The organism is Hydrogenophaga crassostreae (genome assembly GCF_001761385.1).
Lineage (GTDB): Bacteria > Pseudomonadota > Gammaproteobacteria > Burkholderiales > Burkholderiaceae_C > Hydrogenophaga > Hydrogenophaga crassostreae.
Window position 1 is genome coordinate 382,261 of sequence record NZ_CP017476.1, and the last position, 17,721, is coordinate 399,981.

The following is a 17,721-nucleotide window of genomic DNA, read 5'->3' on the forward strand; positions in this document are numbered from 1 at the left end:
TGACATAACCCTGTCTGTCCCCCTCAGAGGGGACAGACAGGGTTGCAGGCCCTGCCTACGATGTCCGAACCGATAACTGCAGGAACGGAGACAGGCCATGTGGCTGCGCAATTGCTGGTACGTCATCGCCTGGGGCCACGAAGTCCCCGCCGCGGAGAGCCCCCAACTATTTACCCGTACCGTGCTCGGCGAGCCGGTGCTGGTGTACCGAACGCTCGGGGGAGATCTGGTGGCGATGGAGGACCGCTGTTGCCACCGCCATGCCCCGCTGTCTGAGGGACGCCGGGAGGGTGACAGTGTGCGCTGTGGCTACCACGGGCTGAAGTTCGAACCTTCCGGTCGGTGCAGCGAGATTCCCGGCTTCGACACTGTACCGGTCAAGGCCTGCGTTCGCATTTACCCTGTGGCCCAAAAGAACAACTGGATTTTTGTCTGGATGGGGGATCCGGTCCAGGCCGATGTTGCATTGCTGCCCGACAACTTTTCTTGCGAAAGCCCTGACTGGCAGCACAAACCGGGCTACATGCACTACGACACGCCCTACCTGCTTATCTGCGACAACTTGCTTGATTTTTCGCATCTCAGCTATGTGCATGAAAAGAGTTTGGGCGGCACAACTCGAATCGCCCAGGCCAAACCAGAGATCACGACCGTGCCGGGGGCGACGGCCGAGTGGCCTCAGATGGGGATCAGGGTTTCGCGCCGTGTGGCCGATGTGCCAGCGCCGCCGTTTTACCAACGTTTTCGCCAGTTCGACACCAACCTCGATCGCTGGTTTGACTACGAATTCCTGTTGCCGGCCACGCTGCTCATGCACTCCGGCGGCTGTCCAACGGGCGGTCAATCCGATGACCCCGCCACTTCTGTCAGGCTGCACAGCTGCCAGACGTTGACGCCCGAGACCGCAACCTCAACGCACTACTTCTTCCAGCAATCGCACCCGGTCAACGAAGGCGACAACAGCGTGACAGAGAGCATCTACAACAGCCTGATTGACGCCTTCAACGAAGACCGCGACATGATCACGGCGCAATTCCGGAACATCGCGTTCGATCCCGAGAGACCCATGATGCCGCTGGGCATGGACGCCGCGCTGACGCGGTTCCGTCGTTTGCTTGAGGGCCGCATCACCGCCGAACGTCATGCCATGAACCAGCCCCATCCGAGCCTGTCAACGCCGGTCGCCTCTTGAACCTTTTCGCCCCTACCCATCTGAAACCGGAGACAACATGAAGAACCATTTCCCTCGACTCGCAGCGCTCTCAGTGGTCTGTGTTGCGGCAGGCGCCACCCAGGCGCAGACCGTGCTGCAGGTATCCACCTGGTTGCCACCTTCGCATGCCGCCACCCTTGCCCAGAACCAATGGTGTGACGCGGTGGAAAAGGGAACCCAAGGCAGTGTGAAGTGCAACCTGCTGCCCAAGGCGGTTACCGCCCCGCCTGGCACGTTCGATGCAGTGCGCGACGGTCTGGCCGATGTGTCCTACACCGTGGATGGATACACGCCTGGTCGGTTCGTGTTCACCCAGGTTGCCGAATTTCCGTTTTTGGGCGACTCCTCCACGGCCACCTCTGTGGCCTACCAGCGGATCTATGACAAATACTTCGCGCCGCTGGGGGAACACCGCGGCGTCAAAGCGCTGGCTGTTTTCACGCACGGTCCAGGCATCATTTTTTCTGTCAAAGAGCCGGTTTCCAGCGTAGCCGATGCAGCCAGGATGAAGTTTCGCATTGGCGGCGGCAACATCAATGAGTTGTCCAAACTCATGGGGTGGAACACCACGTTGAAGCCCGCCACCTCGTCGTTTGAATTGTTGTCCACGGGTGTGATGGACGGTACATTCTTTCCCGACGAGTCCTTGCAGTCCATGCGTTTGAGCATGGTGAAATACGCGACCACTTTTCCCGGCGGTCTGTACAACACCAGTTTCGTTTTCATGATGAACGAGGCCAAGTACAACAGCCTCAAACCGCAAGAGCGGGCGGTGATCGACAAAGTCTCCGGGGAATCTGCTGCGCGCCTGTTCGCCGCCGGCTGGGACCGAACCGATGCCGAATCCCGCGACATTCAGAAGCAAACCGGCGTGCAGAGGCAGATGGCCAACAGCGCGTTTGTGGCTGAAGTGAAAAAGAAGCAAGCCGCGCTGGAGGACCGTTGGGTGGAGACAGCTGAATCGCGTGGCCTGAAAAATGCGAAAGCGGTACTGGACGAATTCCGTGCAGAGGTTCAAAAGGTGAAATGACACCTTCGGCAGGCGTGCTTTCCGGGGTTCGTCAACCCACGAGCGCCGGGAACAACTTGATCAGCCCGGCGGTCATGACCTCCACGGACAGCGCTGCCAGGATCAAGCCCATCAGCCGTGTCATCACGTTGATGCCGGTCTGGCCCAGAAAGCGGGCAATGGGTTTGGCGGCGGCGAAACAGATGGCGGTGGCCAGGCCGATCACCAGGCCGTAGCCGACCAGGGCGGCGTGCTGGAAGAAGGTTTTGGCCTGGTCGGCGTAGATCACCACGGTGGACATCGCGGCAGGCCCGGTCAGCAACGGGATGGTGAGCGGGACCACGGCCACCGAGGTGCGGGCGGCGGCGGCGTCGTCCATTTCTTCCTGGGTCACTTTGGCTTCCGCAGGCTGCGCGTTGAGCATGGAGAGCGCCGAGGTCAGCAGCAGCAGGCCGCCGCCGACCTGAAAGCTGGCCAGCGAAATGCCGAAAAACTCCAGAATTTGCAGGCCGATGATGGCGCAGATCGCGATCACGGTGAAGGCGCTGAAGGCCGCAACCAGGATGGTGCGTTTGCGCTGCGCCGAGCTGAACCCCTGCGTGTAGTGGATAAAGAACGGCACGATCGCCAAGGGGTTGACGATGGCCAGCAGGGTGATGAGGGGCTTGAAGTCCATGGGCGCGATTGTGGGGCATGTCGGCAGCGAGAGAGTCCGCGCGATCCGGCGTCGGGCCGCCCCAAGCCGGATCAGCCCCCTTCGGGGGCAGCGACCCGCGCAGCGGCGGAGCGTGGGGGCGACTTCAATCTAAACATGCCGTAGCCCTCCATGTGCAAGACCTTGTCGCCATGCTGGTTGAACATTTCCCAGACCGTGCGCACCAAGCCCACGTCGGGCCGCTTGCTCATGGGGCGCTTCTCGGTGATGGTGTGCTGCAGGCGCAGAACATCGCCGGGGTAGACCGGCTTGGTCCATTTCAGGCTCTCCAGCCCGGGCGAGCCCAGGCTCGAACTCTCGTGCAGGAAGTTGGTCACCATCAGGCGCATGGCCATGGCGCAGGTGTGCCAGCCACTGGCGCTCAAGGCGCCGAAGACCGAGGCCTTGCCGCCTTCATCGCTGAGGTGAAAGGGTTGTGGGTCGAACTGGCTGGCGAAGGCGATGATCTCTTCACGGGTGGGCGATATCGTGCCGAGGTCCCGGGTCTGACCGATGTCCAGGTCTTCCCACCAGTATTTGATGTGGGGGCTTTGTTCGGGTGTGGTGGCGGTCATGGTTTCACCGCCGGGCCGACCCAAGGTGAAACACGCCCCCTCGGGGGGCAGTGAACCGCAAAGCGGCGAAGCGTGGGGATCTTCATGTCATCTTCCTCCGGAAACGTCAAGCAGGCTCATGGTGGTGTAGCTGGCGGCATTCGAAAGCAGCCAGACGATGGACTGCGCCACCTCATTGGCCGTGCCGCCGCGTTGCATGGGCACCAGGTGCTGCAGGTCTTTGACGCGGCTGGGCAAGCCGCCAGAAGCGTGGATCTCGGTGTCAATCAGGCCCGGGCGCACGGCATTGACGCGGATGCCCTCGGCCGCGACCTCTTTGGCCAGGCCAATCGTGAAGGTGTCGATCGCGCCTTTGGCCGCTGCATAGTCCACGTACTGGCCCGGCGAGCCCAGGCGCGACGCGGCGCTGGACACGTTGACGATGGCGCCACCCTGGCCCCCATGACGGGTGCTCATGCGGCGAACCGCCTCGCGCGCGCAGAGCATGGCGCCGATCACGTTGATGTCGAACATGCGCCGCCAGCGCGCCACGCTCATTTCGTCCAGCCGGGCGCTCACGTCCACCACGCCGGCGTTGTTCACCAGGCCACCCAGCGGCCCGAACTTGGCGTCGATCTTCTGGAACATGGCGAGCACCTGCGCCTCATCGGCCACATCGGCCTGCACGGCCATGGCGGTGCCGCCATCGGCGCGGATGGCGCGCACCACTTCGTCGGCCGCCAGCGAGTTGGCCGCGTAGTTCACCGCCACCGACCAGCCCGAGCGCGCCGCCAGCAGGGCTGTGGCCGCGCCGATGCCCCGGCTGCCGCCGGTCACCAACAGTGCTTGATTCATAACCCGTCTCCTGCAAAAGCCGCGCTCACCGGTTACAACCGAGGTCACGGCGACGTTGTTCAAGTATCAGCTTACCGTCCCTCACCCCAAATGGAGAGCTTCATGCGTCACACAGTCGACTACTATTTCGCCCCCAACAGCCCCTGGACCTACCTGGGCCATGCCCGGCTGGCGAAGATGGCAGCCGCCCGCGGCGCCACCGTGCGGGTCTTGCCGGTGGATCTGGGCGACGTGTTTTCGACCTCGGGCGGCTTGCCCTTGCCCAAGCGCGCGCCGCAGCGTCAGGCCTACCGGTTGCTGGAACTCAAACGCTTCAGCGAGGCATTGGAGATGCCGCTGACTGTGCAGCCCCAGTTTTTCCCGGTGGCCGCCGACGACGCGGCTCGGCTCATCGTCGCCGCCGACATGGCCAAGGGCAGCAACGCCGCCATGGCGCTGACCGGCGCCATCGGCGCGGCCGTCTGGGTTCAGGAGCGCAACATCGCTGATACGGCTGTGTTGGGCGAGTTGCTGGTCGAGTGCGGGCTGGACGCCGGTTTGTTGCAGCGCTCGCAGGACGCCGATGTGCAGGCACGCTATGAGCAGAATACCCAGGCCGCCAAAGACGCCGGGGTGTTTGGCGCACCCAGTTATGTGGTCGACGGCGAACTCTTCTGGGGTCAGGACCGGCTGGACTTCGTCAAACGCCGCTTGCACGCCTGACCGTTTGTTTTCAGTTCATCACCAACAGGAGGCACCATGGGCCAAACGATCTCACTCACGGCCGCCGATGGCTTGGCTTTTTCCGCTTACGTGGCCGAACCTGCGGGCTCGGCCAAAGGCGGCATCGTCTTGTTGCAGGAAATTTTTGGTGTCAACAGCCACATCCGTTCGGTGGCCGATGGCTACGCCGCCGAAGGCTACCTGGTGGTCGCGCCTGCCATGTTTCAGCGCATCAGGCCGGACGTGGAACTGGGCTACACCGATTCGGACATGGGGGAAGCGCGTGCGCTCAAGCAAGCGGTTGAGGCACTGCCTGCTCCCGGCGTGATGCAAGACATCGCAGCCAGCATCGGTAGGGCGGCTGAAGGCGGCAAGGTGGCTGTGATGGGCTATTGCTGGGGCGGACTGCTGACCTGGCGGGCGGCCTGCATGCTGCCGGGCTTGAGTGCAGCGGTGTGTTTTTACGGTGGCGGCATGACGGCTGGTGATGAGCCCGCGCGCCAAGCCTTGGTGCCCACCTTGGCGCACTTTGCAGATCAGGACAACCACATACCCCTGGATTCGGTGGCCGCCTTTCAAAAGGCGCAGCCTGGTGTCGACGTGCAGGTGTATGCGGGCCAGCACGGGTTCAACTGCGATCAGCGCGGCAGCTACGATGCCGCTGCTGCTCAATTGGCTCGGCAACGAACATTGGCGTTTCTGGGGCAACATCTGACCTGAAGCAGCGCCGCCCCGGCCCAACACAACGACCCCACATGATTCGGCTGCACTATTTCCCGAGCACCGCCAGCATGGTGCCCCATATCTTGCTGGAAGAGGTTGGCGTTGCCTATGAGCGGGTCCTGGTGGACCGGGTGAACGACGCGCAAAAGTTGCCTGCCTATTTGGAGCTCAATCCCAATGGCCTGATACCGGTGCTCACCGATGGGGAATTGGTGCTCTACGAGACCGCAGCGATCACGCTGCATCTGTGCGACATCCATCCCGAAAGCGGACTGGCGCCAGCGCTGGGCACGCCAGAGCGCGCGCACTTCTACAAATGGTTGATGTGGCTCACGAATACCTTGCAGAGCACGCTGATGGTCTATTTTTATCCCGGGCGCTGGCTCGATGCGGGCAATGCAGAGGGGGCGGCGGAGGTGAAGCGCCACGCCGAAGAACGGGCTGGCGTCTTGCTCGATCAGGTCGAAGCTGAGCTGGTGCGGCACGGGCAATCCTGGCTGCTGGGAGAAGCTTATTCGGCACTCGACCCTTACCTGTTCACTTTGTGCCGCTGGACGCGGGAGTTTGCGCTGACGCCACCTGCGCGGGATCGCCGGCAACTGGGAAGGCTGCTCCTGCGCATGCTGGAGCGCCCGGCAGTTCAGCGAACCTTGAACAGCGAAGGCCTTGGGGCGCCGTTCGTCTAGGGCTGCGCCTAACGCGAGCTGCGCTCCAGGTAGCGGTGGCGCCAGAAAAACACGCTCAGTCCTACAGCGATGACCACCATGGCACCCATCGCCCACCAGAAGCCTTCTTGCTGGTGCACCAAGGGTATGAACTGAAAGTTCATGCCGAAGATGCCGGCAATCAGGTTCAGCGGCAGAAAAACGGCGGTGAGCACGGTGAGTGTGCGCATGATGTCGTTGGTGCGGTTGCTCTGCGCTGAGAAATGCATCTGCACCGCAGTTTCCGCGTTCTGCTCCAGGCGTCTCACATGGTGTACGACCCGCTCAATGTGCTCCAGCACGTCACGGCTGCGCACCCGCAGCAACTCCAGTCCCCGCAGACCGCCGTTGTGGTCGTCGGCCTCCCAGCTGGCCAGTGACTCGATCCAGTCGAGCACCGCCGATCGCTGGTCTTCGCAAATGTCGTCGAGCTGATGCAATGAGATGCGCGCTTCGAGCAAGGTAGACCAATTCTGAAACCGGGCGCGCGGCTTGAGCAGTTCGGTCTGCCAGTGGTCAAGCTGGCGCGTGAGCTCGCGCCGCAAGTCCAGGTAGCCGTCAACCATGTGGTGGACCACACGCAGCATCAGGTCGGCGGGGCTGGCAGGCAAGTGGGCACCCGGGCTGCGGTTGTTGGCCGATGGGGCGGTCAGCAGCCGTTGGGCATAGTGATCAAGCACGGCGCAGCCGGCCGGATGCACCGTCAGCACCACACGGTCAAACACCGCAAAACCCACCGGGCTGGTGTCGATTTGGCGCAAAACGGGTGGACCGCTGCGTTTGGGGCGCTGCGCCAATGACTGGGCGGGCTCGGCAATACCGTTTTCGGTCTGGCTGGTGGCCAGGCGCCGAAACACCAGCAGGTCGTAGTCCGAGGTGTAGTCAAAGTGGGAGGGCAACTGCTTGTTCAGCAGGTCAGAGATGTGCAAATCCACAAGCGTGTGGCCTGACAGGTCGGACAACGCTGTTTGCACCTGCGCTTGTTCCGCTTCAAGTTCTTGTCTCCCGCAGGCAATCCAGACAAAACCGGAGGCCGGCGCCTGATGTGGCGGATCGGCCAGCTCGGTGACCCCCTTGGGCTGAATGTGGAAGCAACGCAAGGGGGCGCTTTCTGTCAGCGGTTCAACAAGCGGGCGGCATCGCGCGCGAAATAGGTCAGTACGCCATCGGCACCTGCGCGCTTGAAGGCCAGCAGGCTTTCCATCATCACCGCGTCGTGGTCCAGCCAGCCGTTCTGCGCGGCGGCTTTGAGCATGGCGTATTCGCCACTCACCTGGTAGGCAAAAGTGGGCACGCGGAACTCGTCTTTCACCCTTCGCACGATGTCCAGGTAGGGCATGCCGGGCTTGACCATCACCATGTCGGCGCCCTCGGCGATGTCCAGCGCCACTTCGCGCAACGCCTCGTCGCTGTTGCCCGGGTCCATCTGATAGACCTTTTTGTCGGCCTTGCCGAGGTTGGCGGCCGAGCCCACAGCGTCGCGAAACGGACCGTAAAAGGCGCTGGCGTATTTGGCGCTGTAGGCCATGATGCGGGTGTGGACCAGGCCGTTGGCTTCCAGCGCGGTGCGAATGGCGCCGATGCGCCCGTCCATCATGTCGCTGGGCGCGACCATGTCCACGCCGGCTTCGGCCTGAGTGAGTGCCTGCTTCACCAAAATTTCGACGGTGGGGTCGTTGAGGATGTAGTTGTGTTCATCAAGCAGCCCGTCCTGACCGTGGCTGGTAAACGGGTCCAGTGCCACATCGGTCATCACGCCCAGCTCGGGGAAGCGCTTCTTCAGCTCGCGCACGACCGTTGGCACCAAGCCCTCGGGGTTGGTCGCCTCCCGCCCATCTGGCGTTTTTAAGGTGGGATCGATCACCGGGAACAGCGCCATCACGGGAATGCCCAGCTTCACGCAGTCTTCGGCCACGGGCAGCAGCAGATCGAGACTCAGGCGCTCTACCCCGGGCATGGATCCCACCGCCTCGCATCGACTGGCGCCCTCCAATACAAAAACCGGATAGATGAGATCGGCAGGCGTCAGCCGGTGTTCGCGCACGAGGTCTCGTGTAAAAGCGTCGCGCCGCAAGCGACGAGGACGGGACAAAGGAAAAGGTGCAGGTTGAAGCATGGGCATATTGTGGCAAATTGCCTGGATCCTTGGCGCGATGGTCTGCGGGGTCTCTGCTTTCTTATGAACCTGGGTGATTTGACCGGTATTTTGTATCCATAGGTAAAATTGGCAAGGAGATTGAAAATAGAGCGGGTTTGTGTTGAACTCGAACGCACCGACACAATAGGTGTTCGACACAGGCATTTGATGCCATGATTCCCGTTCGGAAAGTTCCTCGGCCTCGGTGTTTTGCAAGCGTCGCGTTTGCACACGAACACACTGAGGACTCCAATCACCAAATCATTGAGACGCAGCATGGCTCAGGACAATAAAAGCAACGCTTCCGCACCGCGGCCTTCCGACGCAAAAGGCGGTGAGACCGATGGCTGGTCCCTCGATGACCATTGGCCTGAACTGGTGGGCGGACTGGCCGATCAGTTCACCGAAAGTGTGAGCTCGTTGCAGCATCAATTTGACCAGTTGTTGTCTGCAGGTCGCATCAGCAAGCAAGAACACCGCGCGATGTCGATTCCGGCAGAGCGCATCAAACTGGCCGGCGTGAGCGCACAGCAGATCAACCGCTTCTACATGGGGCGTATTCGCCAAACCCACGAAAAAGTCGACATGTCGCAGTTGGTCGAGGGGGTGCTTCAAGAGCGCAAGCAAGAGCTGGCCACCTTGGGTATCGCCCTGCGTCGCAAGCTCAAGCCCGTTGAGGTCTTGATCGATCCCACCGTTGCACACACGTTCGTCAACGCCGTTCTGGACTGGAGCCTGCCGTTCGGCAACCGGGTCGACATGCGCTTGGATCTCAACGCCTGGCCGCAGCACGCCCGCTTTCTGGTGCGCGTGGCCAACGATGGTGCTCCCCCGTCCAGCGCTGCCAGCTCAGACAGCCTGAGCTGGATGCTCATTCGCCAGATCGCGCTTGTGGCCGGGGGGATAGAAATTGATCGCACCCTGAGCGATGACGGTGTGACTTTCACTGCCATGTTCACCCGGACGGTGCAGGCTGTAGATGGCATCTCGGCAGTCGACCTGTCGGATGACCACTCGTCGATGTTCAAGTCGTTGTCAGGCACCTACGTGCTGACCATTTCACCAAGCTTGCAAATCCGTGCAGATGTCCGGGATGCATTGAGGGAAATAGGTATTTCGTCTGACAGTGTTGTGGACTTCCAACAGGCACGCGATGTGATCAAGAGCCGCATGCCCAACCTGATCGTTGTGGATTCGGAAATCAAGGACGACGAGTTTGACGAATTCCGTAGAGCCGTGCTTCGCGAGGTGTTCGAGTTTCCCTTTGTTGAAATTTCGCCAGATGACAGCTCCTTCGACATGTCCGGTTTTGGCGAGTTTTCAATGGCCAAAGTTGGGCGGGGCAACATTCGCGAAGCCCTTGGTACCGCGGTGATGTTTGAGCTGGCAAAAATGATGTAAGTCGGACGACTTCAGTTCAGGTGGAAACACCGTTTTCATAGGGAGAACGGTGTCAACAGCGTGACGAAATCAGACTTTCTGTTGTAGCATTGCTGTGGGCTTGCCTTCGGGTGGGCTCCCCGCTTTTCCTCCCTGAGCGGGTGCCTTAGTGTGTGACAGCAAAAAGGCTTCCCAACCCGGCCCTATGGGCCGGGTTTTTTTTGTCTCGACGTTTCTTTCCTCGGGTGTCGCCAGGCGAAGGCGCACGCAGGCACGGCGATACACTGACGCCCATGTTGTGGGTCAAATCTTTTCATATCGTGTTCGTGGCCAGCTGGTTTGCCGGCCTGTTCTACCTGCCGCGCATTTTTGTAAACTTGGCCATGGTGCCGCCCGGTAGCGATGCCGAGCGGCAGCGCCTTCTATTGATGGCACGCAAGCTCATGCGCTTCACGACCATGCTGGCCGTCCCGGCGGTTGCGCTGGGGCTGTGGCTGTGGGCGGGGTATGGCATCGGTTGGGGTGCTGGCAATGGCTGGATGCATGCCAAGCTGCTGGTTGTTCTCCTGGTTCTTGGTTATCACCATGCTTGTAGCGTCATGCTGCGCAAGTTCGAGCGCGGAGAAAACCGCCGCAACCATGTCTGGTACCGGTGGTTCAATGAGGCCCCTGTTTTGATGCTGGTGGCTGTGGTGGTACTGGTTGTGGTCAAGCCGTTCTGAGCCCCGCTGAAATAGGCAGACCCTAAAATGCCCCCATGGAAAACCAGTCCCCCTACTACGAGCGTCATATCTTCTTTTGCCTGAATCAACGAGAGGGTGGGGAGGCATGCTGCGCGCCCCATGGTGCCCAGGCGGCATTCGACCGCTGCAAATCCCAGGCCAAAGCGCAGGGCCTCCTGGGTGCTGGAAAAGTCCGGGTGAACAAGGCGGGCTGCCTTGACCGGTGCGCGGGGGGGCCGATTGCCGTGGTGTACCCGGAAGGGGTCTGGTACAGCTATGTGGATCAGAGCGATATCGACGAAATCGTCGAGTCTCACTTGCGCGATGGCGTGGTCGTGGAGCGTTTGTTGACGCCCCCCACCGTGGGTCGCTGATGAACGCGCAGACCGAGAAAAAGCTGATTTCCGGACCTGCCGGCGCACTTGAGCTGGCGATCGATCGACCCGGTGGTGAAGCCAAGGGTGTGGCGGTGATTGCGCATCCGCACCCACTGTTTGGCGGCACCATGACCAACAAGGTGGTTCAGACCTTGGCGCGCGCCTTTGTTCTGTCTGGCTGGACCGCGGTGCGATTCAATTTTCGTGGGGTGGGCGCCAGCGCCGGCGTTTACGATGAAGGGCGTGGCGAACTGGCAGACATGGTGGCTGTGGTGCAGGACCAGGCACCCGAAGGCGCGTTGTGTCTGGCAGGGTTTTCGTTTGGTGCCTTTGTGGCAAGCCATGCGGTGGCTCATATGGCCGCCGAACGTGAACTGAGCAAGGTGGTTTTGGTGGGCACGGCCACAAGCCGTTTCGAAACGGCCTCTGTGCCCCCGGAACTTCACTCGCGTACGTTGGTCATTCACGGCGAGGCGGATGACACCGTTCCGCTGACGTCGGTCATGGACTGGGCAAGGCCTCAGGTTTTGCCGGTTCTGGTTGTCCCTAGCGGCGGCCATTTTTTCCACGGTCAGTTGCCGCTGTTGCGAGAGTTGACCGTGCGCCATTTGCAGGCTTGAAGAGCCTGCTTTCTTTGATCTTTTAAGGGGTGAGTATTTTGCTGCGTCGATCGTTGATGCGTTGGGTTGCCGGGTTGGTGTGTGTTGCGGGGTCCTTCTCTGCGGTGGCGCAGCCGCCGAAGCCGCCCGAGATTGCGGCCAAGGCCTATTTGTTGATGGATGTGACATCAGGGCAAGTGTTGGCGTCAAATGATCCCGACAAGGCGGTGGAGCCAGCTTCGCTGACCAAGTTGATGACCATTTACGTGGTGTTTGATGCGTTGAAATCGGGAAAAATCAATCTGGAACAGACTTTCCCAGTCAGCGAGCGTGCCTGGAAAATGCCGGGTTCGCGCATGTTCATCGATCCAAAGATGCAGGTGCCCGTGGAAGACCTGATCAAGGGCGTGATCGTGCAGTCCGGCAACGATGCCTCGATGGCGCTGGCCGAAGGGGTTGGCGGGAGCGAAGAACGCTTTGTTGAAATGATGAACCAGCAAGCCAAAGTGCTGGGCATGACCAACACCACCTACAAAAACCCGGAGGGTTTGACCGAGGCTGGCCACACCACCACCGCCAACGACTTGGCGCGCCTGGCGACGCGGTTGATCAAAGATTTCCCGACCTACGTGGCCTATTACGCGATTCAGCACTACCGCTACCCCGGTACCCCCAAAGCGAACGACACCAACCGCAACCTGTTGCTGTTTCGCGACCCTACTGTCGACGGGCTCAAGACCGGCCACACCGACGCGGCCGGCTATTGCATGGTCGCTACCGCACATCGACCAGTAGCAGGTCTGGGCGAAGGCCCGGCCGGCGAGCGCCGGTTGCTGAGTGTGTTGCTGGGGGCCTCCAGCGAGAACGTTCGGGCTGCCGAAAGCCAGAAACTGTTGAACTGGGGCTACACAGCCTTCGATGCCGTCCGGTTGACGTCGGCCGGTCAGGCTCTGGCAACGCCGCGGGTATGGAAGGGCCGGTCGCCTGGAGTGAAGCTGGGCAAGGTTGATGGCGTGGTGGTCTCTGTCCCGGCAGGCGAAGGTCCGCGCATCAAGACCGAAATTGTTCGGCCGGAACCCTTGGTGGCGCCTTTGCTGAAAGGGCAGTCCCTGGGCGTTTTGCGTGTGACCTTGGCGAGCGGCGAACCGGTGACGGAAGTGCCGTTGACGGTGCTGGAGACGGTTGAAGAAAGCGGCTTTGTGGGCCGGGCCTGGGATTCCTTGCGCCTGTGGATTCAGTAGGCGCTGTCTTGGCTTCAGTCTGAAAAGCCGCCCTTGGGCGGCTTTTTTGCTTTCACTCGGAACCGCGATACCAGGCGCGTTGCAGATTTCTACGTCCCGTGCTATAGTCGAGGGCTTTTCGGAATCTTCCGAGAAGTTTTCGTTTTCGCTTTATTTTTTCTAAACGTTTAGGGACGTTTCATGCCAACCATCAATCAACTCGTGCGCCACGGCCGGGAGGTCGAAAAGACCAAATCCAAGAGCCCGGCCATGGAGAACTCTCCTCAGCGTCGTGGTGTCTGCACCCGTGTTTACACAACGACTCCCAAAAAGCCTAACTCCGCTTTGCGTAAGGTTGCCAAAGTGCGCCTGACCAACGGTTTTGAGGTGATTTCCTACATCGGCGGTGAAGGCCACAACCTGCAGGAACACAGTGTTGTGCTGGTTCGTGGCGGTCGTGTCAAGGATTTGCCAGGTGTGCGTTACCACATCGTGCGCGGTTCGCTCGATTTGCAAGGCGTGAAAGACCGCAAGCAGTCGCGCTCCAAGTACGGTGCGAAGAAGCCCAAAGCCAAGTAATCCTCGGCTGCAAGCAAAAGAGATATTCGGTGCTGTTTGCCGCGTGGCGCGGTGAAATCAGCGTAGTGACCCGGAGCCTGCAATGTCGCGGGTGGGTCGAGTAAGTGAGAGTCAGGCTTGTCTCTCGCGGTGTCTGCCAAGATGCCAACTGAAGCAAATTTAGAGGTGAAAAAATGCCACGTCGTCGCGAAGTCCCTAAACGTGAAATCCTGCCGGATCCTAAGTTCGGCAACGTAGAGCTCTCCAAGTTCATGAACGTGATCATGGAAGGCGGCAAAAAAGCCGTCGCCGAGCGCATCATTTATGGTGCTCTGGAGCAGATTGAAAAGAAGACCGGTAAAGACCCGGTCGAGGCGTTCTCCGTCGCCATCAACAACGTCAAGCCCATGGTGGAGGTGAAGTCCCGCCGCGTGGGTGGTGCCAACTACCAGGTGCCCGTTGAAGTGCGCCCTGTCCGTCGTCTGGCTTTGTCCATGCGCTGGATCAAGGAAGCCGCCCGCAAGCGCAGCGAGAAGTCCATGGCCATGCGCCTGGCCAACGAGTTGATTGAGGCCACCGAAGGCCGTGGCGGTGCCATGAAAAAGCGTGACGAAGTGCACCGCATGGCCGAAGCCAACAAGGCATTCAGCCACTTCCGTTTCTGATTCGGGCGCTGTCCGCTCCGTCTCATTTAACCTGACCCGAGAGCCCGCTTTCCCTTGAAAAAGGGCGGCGGGCTCGACCCAATTTTGGAGTATTTCCATGGCACGCACCACGCCCCTTGAGCGTTACCGCAACATTGGTATTTCCGCGCACATTGACGCCGGTAAAACCACCACCACCGAACGCATCCTGTTTTACACGGGTGTGAACCACAAAATCGGCGAAGTTCACGACGGCGCCGCGACCATGGACTGGATGGAGCAAGAGCAAGAGCGTGGTATCACCATCACGTCCGCTGCAACGACCTGCTTCTGGAAGGGCATGGATCTCAACTACGAAGAGCACCGCTTCAACATCATTGACACCCCCGGCCACGTGGATTTCACCATTGAGGTGGAGCGCTCCATGCGCGTGCTGGACGGTGCTTGCATGGTTTATTGCGCCGTGGGTGGCGTGCAGCCCCAGTCGGAAACCGTCTGGCGCCAGGCCAACAAGTACAAGGTGCCACGTCTGGCCTTTGTGAACAAGATGGACCGCACCGGAGCCAACTTCTTCAAGGTCGTTGAGCAGATGAAGCTGCGCCTGAAGGCCAGTCCTGTGGTCATCGTGATCCCAATCGGCGCCGAAGAGAACTTCAAGGGCGTGGTTGACCTGATCAAGATGAAGGCCATCTACTGGGATGAGGCTTCTCACGGTATGAAGTTCGATTACCGCGAAATCCCTGCCGAACTTCAGGCGCAGGCCGAAGAGTGGCGCGAGAAGATGGTTGAGGCGGCTGCCGAAGCCAGCGAAGAGTACATGAACAAGTACCTTGAAGAAGGTACCTTGACGGAAGCTGAGATCAAGCAGGGTATTCGCACCCGCACGCTGGCCGCTGAAATCCAGCCCATGCTGTGTGGCACGGCCTTCAAGAACAAGGGCGTGCAGCGCATGCTCGACGCCGTGGTTGACTTCCTTCCTTCGCCTGTGGATATCCCGCCTGTTGGCGGCACCGATGAAGACGAAGAGCCCGTTTCCCGCCGTCCTGCCGACGACGAGAAGCTGTCCGCCCTGGCGTTCAAGCTGATGACCGACCCGTATGTGGGTCAGTTGACGTTCGTTCGCGTGTATTCCGGCGTGCTGAAAAAGGGTGACTCCGTTTTCAACCCGATCAAGGGCAAGAAAGAGCGTATCGGCCGTATCGTTCAGATGCACGCCAACAACCGCCTGGAAGTCGAAGAAATTCGCGCCGGTGACATCGCTGCTTGCGTGGGCTTGAAAGATGTGACGACGGGCGAAACCCTGTGCGATCCTGATGACATCATCATGCTTGAGCGCATGGTCTTCCCCGAGCCTGTGATTGCACAGGCCGTGGAGCCAAAGACCAAGGCCGATCAGGAAAAAATGGGTATCGCCTTGCAGCGTCTGGCCGCAGAGGATCCATCCTTCCGCGTCAAGACCGACGAAGAGTCGGGCCAGACCATCATTGCCGGTATGGGCGAGCTGCACCTGGAGATCATTGTCGACCGCATGAAGCGCGAATTCGGCGTGGAAGCCAACGTGGGCAAGCCCCAGGTTGCCTACCGCGAAACGATTCGCAAAACCATCGAAGACTCCGAAGGCAAATTTGTTCGCCAGTCGGGTGGTAAGGGTCAGTACGGCCACGTGGTGTTCAAGATTGAGCCCAACGAAGCCGGCAAAGGCTTTGAATTCGTTGACGCCATCAAAGGTGGTGTGGTTCCTCGCGAATACATCCCTGCTGTGGAAAAAGGCGTGATCGAAGCCTTGACGACTGGTGTGTTGGCTGGCTACCCCGTGGTCGACGTGAAAGTCACGCTGCACTTCGGTTCGTACCACGACGTTGACTCGTCGGAAATGGCCTTCAAGATGGCCGCCATCTTTGGTTTCAAAGAAGGTTGCCGCAAAGCCAGTCCCGTCATCCTCGAGCCCATGATGGCCGTGGAAGTTGAGACGCCAGAAGACTACGCCGGCAACGTCATGGGCGATCTGTCCAGCCGTCGCGGCATGGTGCAAGGCATGGAAGACATGGTTGGTGGCGGCAAGGCCATCAAGGCAGAAGTGCCCCTGTCGGAAATGTTCGGCTACTCGACCACGCTGCGTTCCGCAACGCAAGGCCGTGCAACGTACTCCATGGAGTTCAAGCACTACGCCGAAGCACCGCGCAACGTCGCTGAAGCGATCGTTGCAAGCCGCGCGAAGTAAAGCGCTGCCGGTCCACTCCAAGGTCGCCGCAGATCTGGCTTTGCCAGTCTGCCAGCGACGCCCTCTTGAGGGGGAGCGACAAAGTCGCGCAGGGGTGGACCAAAATTTTTGTCTTCGGCGCCGCGCAAGCGGTTGACCAGCTGCCCGTGGCAGGTCTTGGCCGGAAACGTTAAACAGTCACGGGCATTGTTCTTTTAGAGGCATTTGCAATGGGTAAAGAAAAATTCACACGATCCAAGCCGCACGTCAACGTGGGCACCATCGGTCACGTTGACCATGGCAAGACCACGCTGACGGCCGCTATTGCGACCGTGTTGTCCAAGAAGTTTGGTGGCACGGCCAAGGCCTACGACCAGATTGATGCTGCACCTGAAGAGAAGGCCCGCGGTATCACCATCAACACCGCTCACGTTGAGTACGAGACGGCCAATCGTCACTACGCACACGTTGACTGCCCAGGCCACGCTGACTATGTGAAAAACATGATCACCGGTGCTGCCCAGATGGATGGCGCCATTCTGGTGTGTTCCGCCGCTGATGGCCCAATGCCACAGACCCGCGAGCACATCCTGTTGTCGCGCCAGGTGGGCGTGCCTTACATCATCGTTTTCCTGAACAAGGCCGACATGGTGGACGACGCTGAATTGCTGGAACTGGTCGAAATGGAAGTGCGTGAGCTCCTGACCAAGTACGACTTCCCTGGTGATGACACCCCGATCATTCATGGCTCCGCCAAGCTCGCCCTCGAAGGCGACACGGGCCCATTGGGTGAAGAGGCCATCATGAAGCTGGCCGACGCACTGGACACCTACATCCCTATGCCAGAGCGCGCTGTTGACGGTGCGTTCCTGATGCCTGTGGAAGATGTGTTCTCCATCTCCGGTCGTGGCACCGTGGTGACCGGCCGTATCGAGCGCGGTATCGTCAAGGTTGGCGAAGAAATCGAAATCGTTGGTATTGCCGATACCCAGAAGACCACCTGCACCGGTGTGGAAATGTTCCGCAAGCTGCTGGACCAGGGTCAGGCTGGTGACAACGTCGGTATCTTGCTTCGCGGCACCAAGCGCGAAGACGTGCAGCGCGGCCAGGTGCTGTGCAAGCCCGGTACGATCAAGCCACACACCCACTTCACGGGCGAGATCTATGTCTTGTCCAAAGACGAAGGTGGCCGTCACACGCCTTTCTTCAACAACTACCGTCCCCAGTTCTACTTCCGCACGACGGACGTGACCGGTTCCATCGAGCTGCCAGAAGGCAAAGAGATGGTGATGCCTGGCGATAACGTGTCGATCACCGTCAAGCTGATCAACCCCATCGCCATGGAAGAGGGTCTGCGCTTCGCCATTCGCGAAGGCGGTCGTACGGTTGGTGCTGGCGTGGTCGCCAAAATCATTGCTTAAGGACACACC

19 protein-coding genes are annotated in these 17,721 nt (G+C 60.2%); 14 read left to right on the forward strand and 5 right to left on the reverse strand.

The features are described 5' to 3' along the window. Window positions 1–97 precede the first annotated feature (97 nt). Window positions 98–1,192: an aromatic ring-hydroxylating dioxygenase subunit alpha gene (locus LPB072_RS01820; RefSeq protein WP_066095363.1), complete on the forward strand. Its 1,095-nt coding sequence runs from the start codon at window positions 98–100 to the stop codon at window positions 1,190–1,192. A gap of 37 nt (window positions 1,193–1,229) precedes the next feature. Further along, window positions 1,230–2,243, forward strand: a complete 1,014-nt coding sequence (locus tag LPB072_RS01825; RefSeq protein WP_066095365.1) for a TRAP transporter substrate-binding protein — start codon at window positions 1,230–1,232, stop codon at window positions 2,241–2,243. Window positions 2,244–2,274: 31 nt separating this feature from the next. On the opposite strand, the gene LPB072_RS01830 is transcribed toward LPB072_RS01825, so the two are convergent. The 3 genes from LPB072_RS01830 to LPB072_RS01840 form a co-directional block, all read right to left on the reverse strand. Next, window positions 2,275–2,898 (reverse strand): MarC family protein, encoded by a 624-nt coding sequence (locus LPB072_RS01830; protein ID WP_066095368.1) that lies wholly within the window; start codon window positions 2,896–2,898, stop codon window positions 2,275–2,277. A gap of 71 nt (window positions 2,899–2,969) precedes the next feature. Further along, on the reverse strand, window positions 2,970–3,491 hold the full coding sequence (locus LPB072_RS01835) for a MaoC family dehydratase (protein ID WP_066095371.1): 522 nt from the start codon (window positions 3,489–3,491) through the stop codon (window positions 2,970–2,972). An 87-nt stretch (window positions 3,492–3,578) separates the two neighbouring features. Next, complete coding sequence (locus LPB072_RS01840) at window positions 3,579–4,325, reverse strand: SDR family oxidoreductase (RefSeq protein WP_066095374.1); 747 nt, start codon at window positions 4,323–4,325, stop codon at window positions 3,579–3,581. A 102-nt stretch (window positions 4,326–4,427) separates the two neighbouring features. Here LPB072_RS01840 and LPB072_RS01845 point away from each other — a divergent pair, with 102 nt between their 5' ends. From LPB072_RS01845 to LPB072_RS01855, 3 genes are read left to right on the forward strand one after another with little or no spacing between them, the layout of a single operon-like run. Further along, a complete protein-coding gene (locus LPB072_RS01845) occupies window positions 4,428–5,027 on the forward strand; it encodes a 2-hydroxychromene-2-carboxylate isomerase (RefSeq protein ID WP_066095483.1) in 600 nt (199 codons plus the stop codon). A 36-nt stretch (window positions 5,028–5,063) separates the two neighbouring features. Beyond that, window positions 5,064–5,747, forward strand: coding sequence for a dienelactone hydrolase family protein (locus tag LPB072_RS01850; protein ID WP_066095377.1), 684 nt, complete (start codon window positions 5,064–5,066; stop codon window positions 5,745–5,747). Between the two features lie 35 nt (window positions 5,748–5,782). Next, window positions 5,783–6,436 carry a glutathione S-transferase family protein gene (locus LPB072_RS01855; protein WP_066095379.1) on the forward strand — a complete coding sequence of 218 codons (654 nt, stop codon included), beginning with the start codon at window positions 5,783–5,785 and terminating at the stop codon, window positions 6,434–6,436. 8 nt (window positions 6,437–6,444) lie between these two features. Here LPB072_RS01855 and LPB072_RS01860 read toward each other — a convergent pair whose 3' ends face one another. Both LPB072_RS01860 and hemB read right to left on the reverse strand, forming a co-directional pair. Next, the gene (locus LPB072_RS01860; RefSeq protein ID WP_066095382.1) at window positions 6,445–7,554 is read right to left on the reverse strand and encodes a magnesium transporter CorA family protein; all 1,110 of its coding nucleotides are present in this window, start codon (window positions 7,552–7,554) and stop codon (window positions 6,445–6,447) included. A gap of 14 nt (window positions 7,555–7,568) precedes the next feature. Continuing rightward, window positions 7,569–8,570 (reverse strand): porphobilinogen synthase, encoded by a 1,002-nt coding sequence (gene hemB / locus LPB072_RS01865; protein ID WP_407927777.1) that lies wholly within the window; start codon window positions 8,568–8,570, stop codon window positions 7,569–7,571. A 297-nt stretch (window positions 8,571–8,867) separates the two neighbouring features. Between hemB and LPB072_RS01870 the strand changes: the two genes are divergently transcribed. The 9 genes from LPB072_RS01870 (at window position 8,868) to tuf (ending at window position 17,712) form a co-directional block, all read left to right on the forward strand. Next, window positions 8,868–9,992 carry a hypothetical protein gene (locus tag LPB072_RS01870; RefSeq protein ID WP_066095387.1) on the forward strand — a complete coding sequence of 375 codons (1,125 nt, stop codon included), beginning with the start codon at window positions 8,868–8,870 and terminating at the stop codon, window positions 9,990–9,992. A 272-nt stretch (window positions 9,993–10,264) separates the two neighbouring features. Next, a complete protein-coding gene (locus LPB072_RS01875) occupies window positions 10,265–10,693 on the forward strand; it encodes a CopD family protein (RefSeq protein WP_066095486.1) in 429 nt (142 codons plus the stop codon). Window positions 10,694–10,728: 35 nt separating this feature from the next. Beyond that, complete coding sequence (locus LPB072_RS01880; protein WP_066095390.1) at window positions 10,729–11,067, forward strand: (2Fe-2S) ferredoxin domain-containing protein; 339 nt, start codon at window positions 10,729–10,731, stop codon at window positions 11,065–11,067. Further along, a complete protein-coding gene (locus tag LPB072_RS01885) occupies window positions 11,067–11,690 on the forward strand; it encodes an alpha/beta hydrolase (protein WP_066095393.1) in 624 nt (207 codons plus the stop codon). The genes LPB072_RS01880 and LPB072_RS01885 overlap by 1 nt, the downstream gene beginning before the upstream one ends. A 56-nt stretch (window positions 11,691–11,746) precedes the next feature. Further along, on the forward strand, window positions 11,747–12,910 hold the full coding sequence (locus LPB072_RS01890; protein ID WP_066095396.1) for a D-alanyl-D-alanine carboxypeptidase family protein: 1,164 nt from the start codon (window positions 11,747–11,749) through the stop codon (window positions 12,908–12,910). Between the two features lie 180 nt (window positions 12,911–13,090). After that, window positions 13,091–13,468, forward strand: a complete 378-nt coding sequence (rpsL, locus tag LPB072_RS01895) for a 30S ribosomal protein S12 (protein WP_056266875.1) — start codon at window positions 13,091–13,093, stop codon at window positions 13,466–13,468. A 173-nt stretch (window positions 13,469–13,641) separates the two neighbouring features. Further along, a complete protein-coding gene (gene rpsG / locus LPB072_RS01900) occupies window positions 13,642–14,112 on the forward strand; it encodes a 30S ribosomal protein S7 (RefSeq protein WP_066095399.1) in 471 nt (156 codons plus the stop codon). A gap of 97 nt (window positions 14,113–14,209) precedes the next feature. Beyond that, on the forward strand, window positions 14,210–16,312 hold the full coding sequence (gene fusA, locus LPB072_RS01905) for an elongation factor G (RefSeq protein ID WP_066095402.1): 2,103 nt from the start codon (window positions 14,210–14,212) through the stop codon (window positions 16,310–16,312). A 209-nt stretch (window positions 16,313–16,521) separates the two neighbouring features. Continuing rightward, window positions 16,522–17,712 (forward strand): elongation factor Tu, encoded by a 1,191-nt coding sequence (tuf, locus tag LPB072_RS01910; RefSeq protein ID WP_070263901.1) that lies wholly within the window; start codon window positions 16,522–16,524, stop codon window positions 17,710–17,712. Window positions 17,713–17,721 lie beyond the last annotated feature (9 nt).

Coding starts and splice junctions, on each gene's coding strand:
- LPB072_RS01840 (WP_066095374.1), bottom strand. CDS start 4,325: ATGAATCAAGCACTGTTGGTGACCGGCGGCAGCCGGGGCATCGGCGCG.
- LPB072_RS01835 (WP_066095371.1), bottom strand. CDS start 3,491: ATGACCGCCACCACACCCGAACAAAGCCCCCACATCAAATACTGGTGG.
- rpsG (WP_066095399.1), top strand. CDS start 13,642: ATGCCACGTCGTCGCGAAGTCCCTAAACGTGAAATCCTGCCGGATCCT.
- tuf (WP_070263901.1), top strand. CDS start 16,522: ATGGGTAAAGAAAAATTCACACGATCCAAGCCGCACGTCAACGTGGGC.
- LPB072_RS01870 (WP_066095387.1), top strand. CDS start 8,868: ATGGCTCAGGACAATAAAAGCAACGCTTCCGCACCGCGGCCTTCCGAC.
- LPB072_RS01830 (WP_066095368.1), bottom strand. CDS start 2,898: ATGGACTTCAAGCCCCTCATCACCCTGCTGGCCATCGTCAACCCCTTG.
- rpsL (WP_056266875.1), top strand. CDS start 13,091: ATGCCAACCATCAATCAACTCGTGCGCCACGGCCGGGAGGTCGAAAAG.
- LPB072_RS01880 (WP_066095390.1), top strand. CDS start 10,729: ATGGAAAACCAGTCCCCCTACTACGAGCGTCATATCTTCTTTTGCCTG.
- LPB072_RS01820 (WP_066095363.1), top strand. CDS start 98: ATGTGGCTGCGCAATTGCTGGTACGTCATCGCCTGGGGCCACGAAGTC.
- LPB072_RS01850 (WP_066095377.1), top strand. CDS start 5,064: ATGGGCCAAACGATCTCACTCACGGCCGCCGATGGCTTGGCTTTTTCC.
- LPB072_RS01875 (WP_066095486.1), top strand. CDS start 10,265: ATGTTGTGGGTCAAATCTTTTCATATCGTGTTCGTGGCCAGCTGGTTT.
- LPB072_RS01825 (WP_066095365.1), top strand. CDS start 1,230: ATGAAGAACCATTTCCCTCGACTCGCAGCGCTCTCAGTGGTCTGTGTT.
- LPB072_RS01855 (WP_066095379.1), top strand. CDS start 5,783: ATGATTCGGCTGCACTATTTCCCGAGCACCGCCAGCATGGTGCCCCAT.
- LPB072_RS01845 (WP_066095483.1), top strand. CDS start 4,428: ATGCGTCACACAGTCGACTACTATTTCGCCCCCAACAGCCCCTGGACC.
- LPB072_RS01885 (WP_066095393.1), top strand. CDS start 11,067: ATGAACGCGCAGACCGAGAAAAAGCTGATTTCCGGACCTGCCGGCGCA.
- hemB (WP_407927777.1), bottom strand. CDS start 8,570: ATGCTTCAACCTGCACCTTTTCCTTTGTCCCGTCCTCGTCGCTTGCGG.
- fusA (WP_066095402.1), top strand. CDS start 14,210: ATGGCACGCACCACGCCCCTTGAGCGTTACCGCAACATTGGTATTTCC.
- LPB072_RS01890 (WP_066095396.1), top strand. CDS start 11,747: ATGCGTTGGGTTGCCGGGTTGGTGTGTGTTGCGGGGTCCTTCTCTGCG.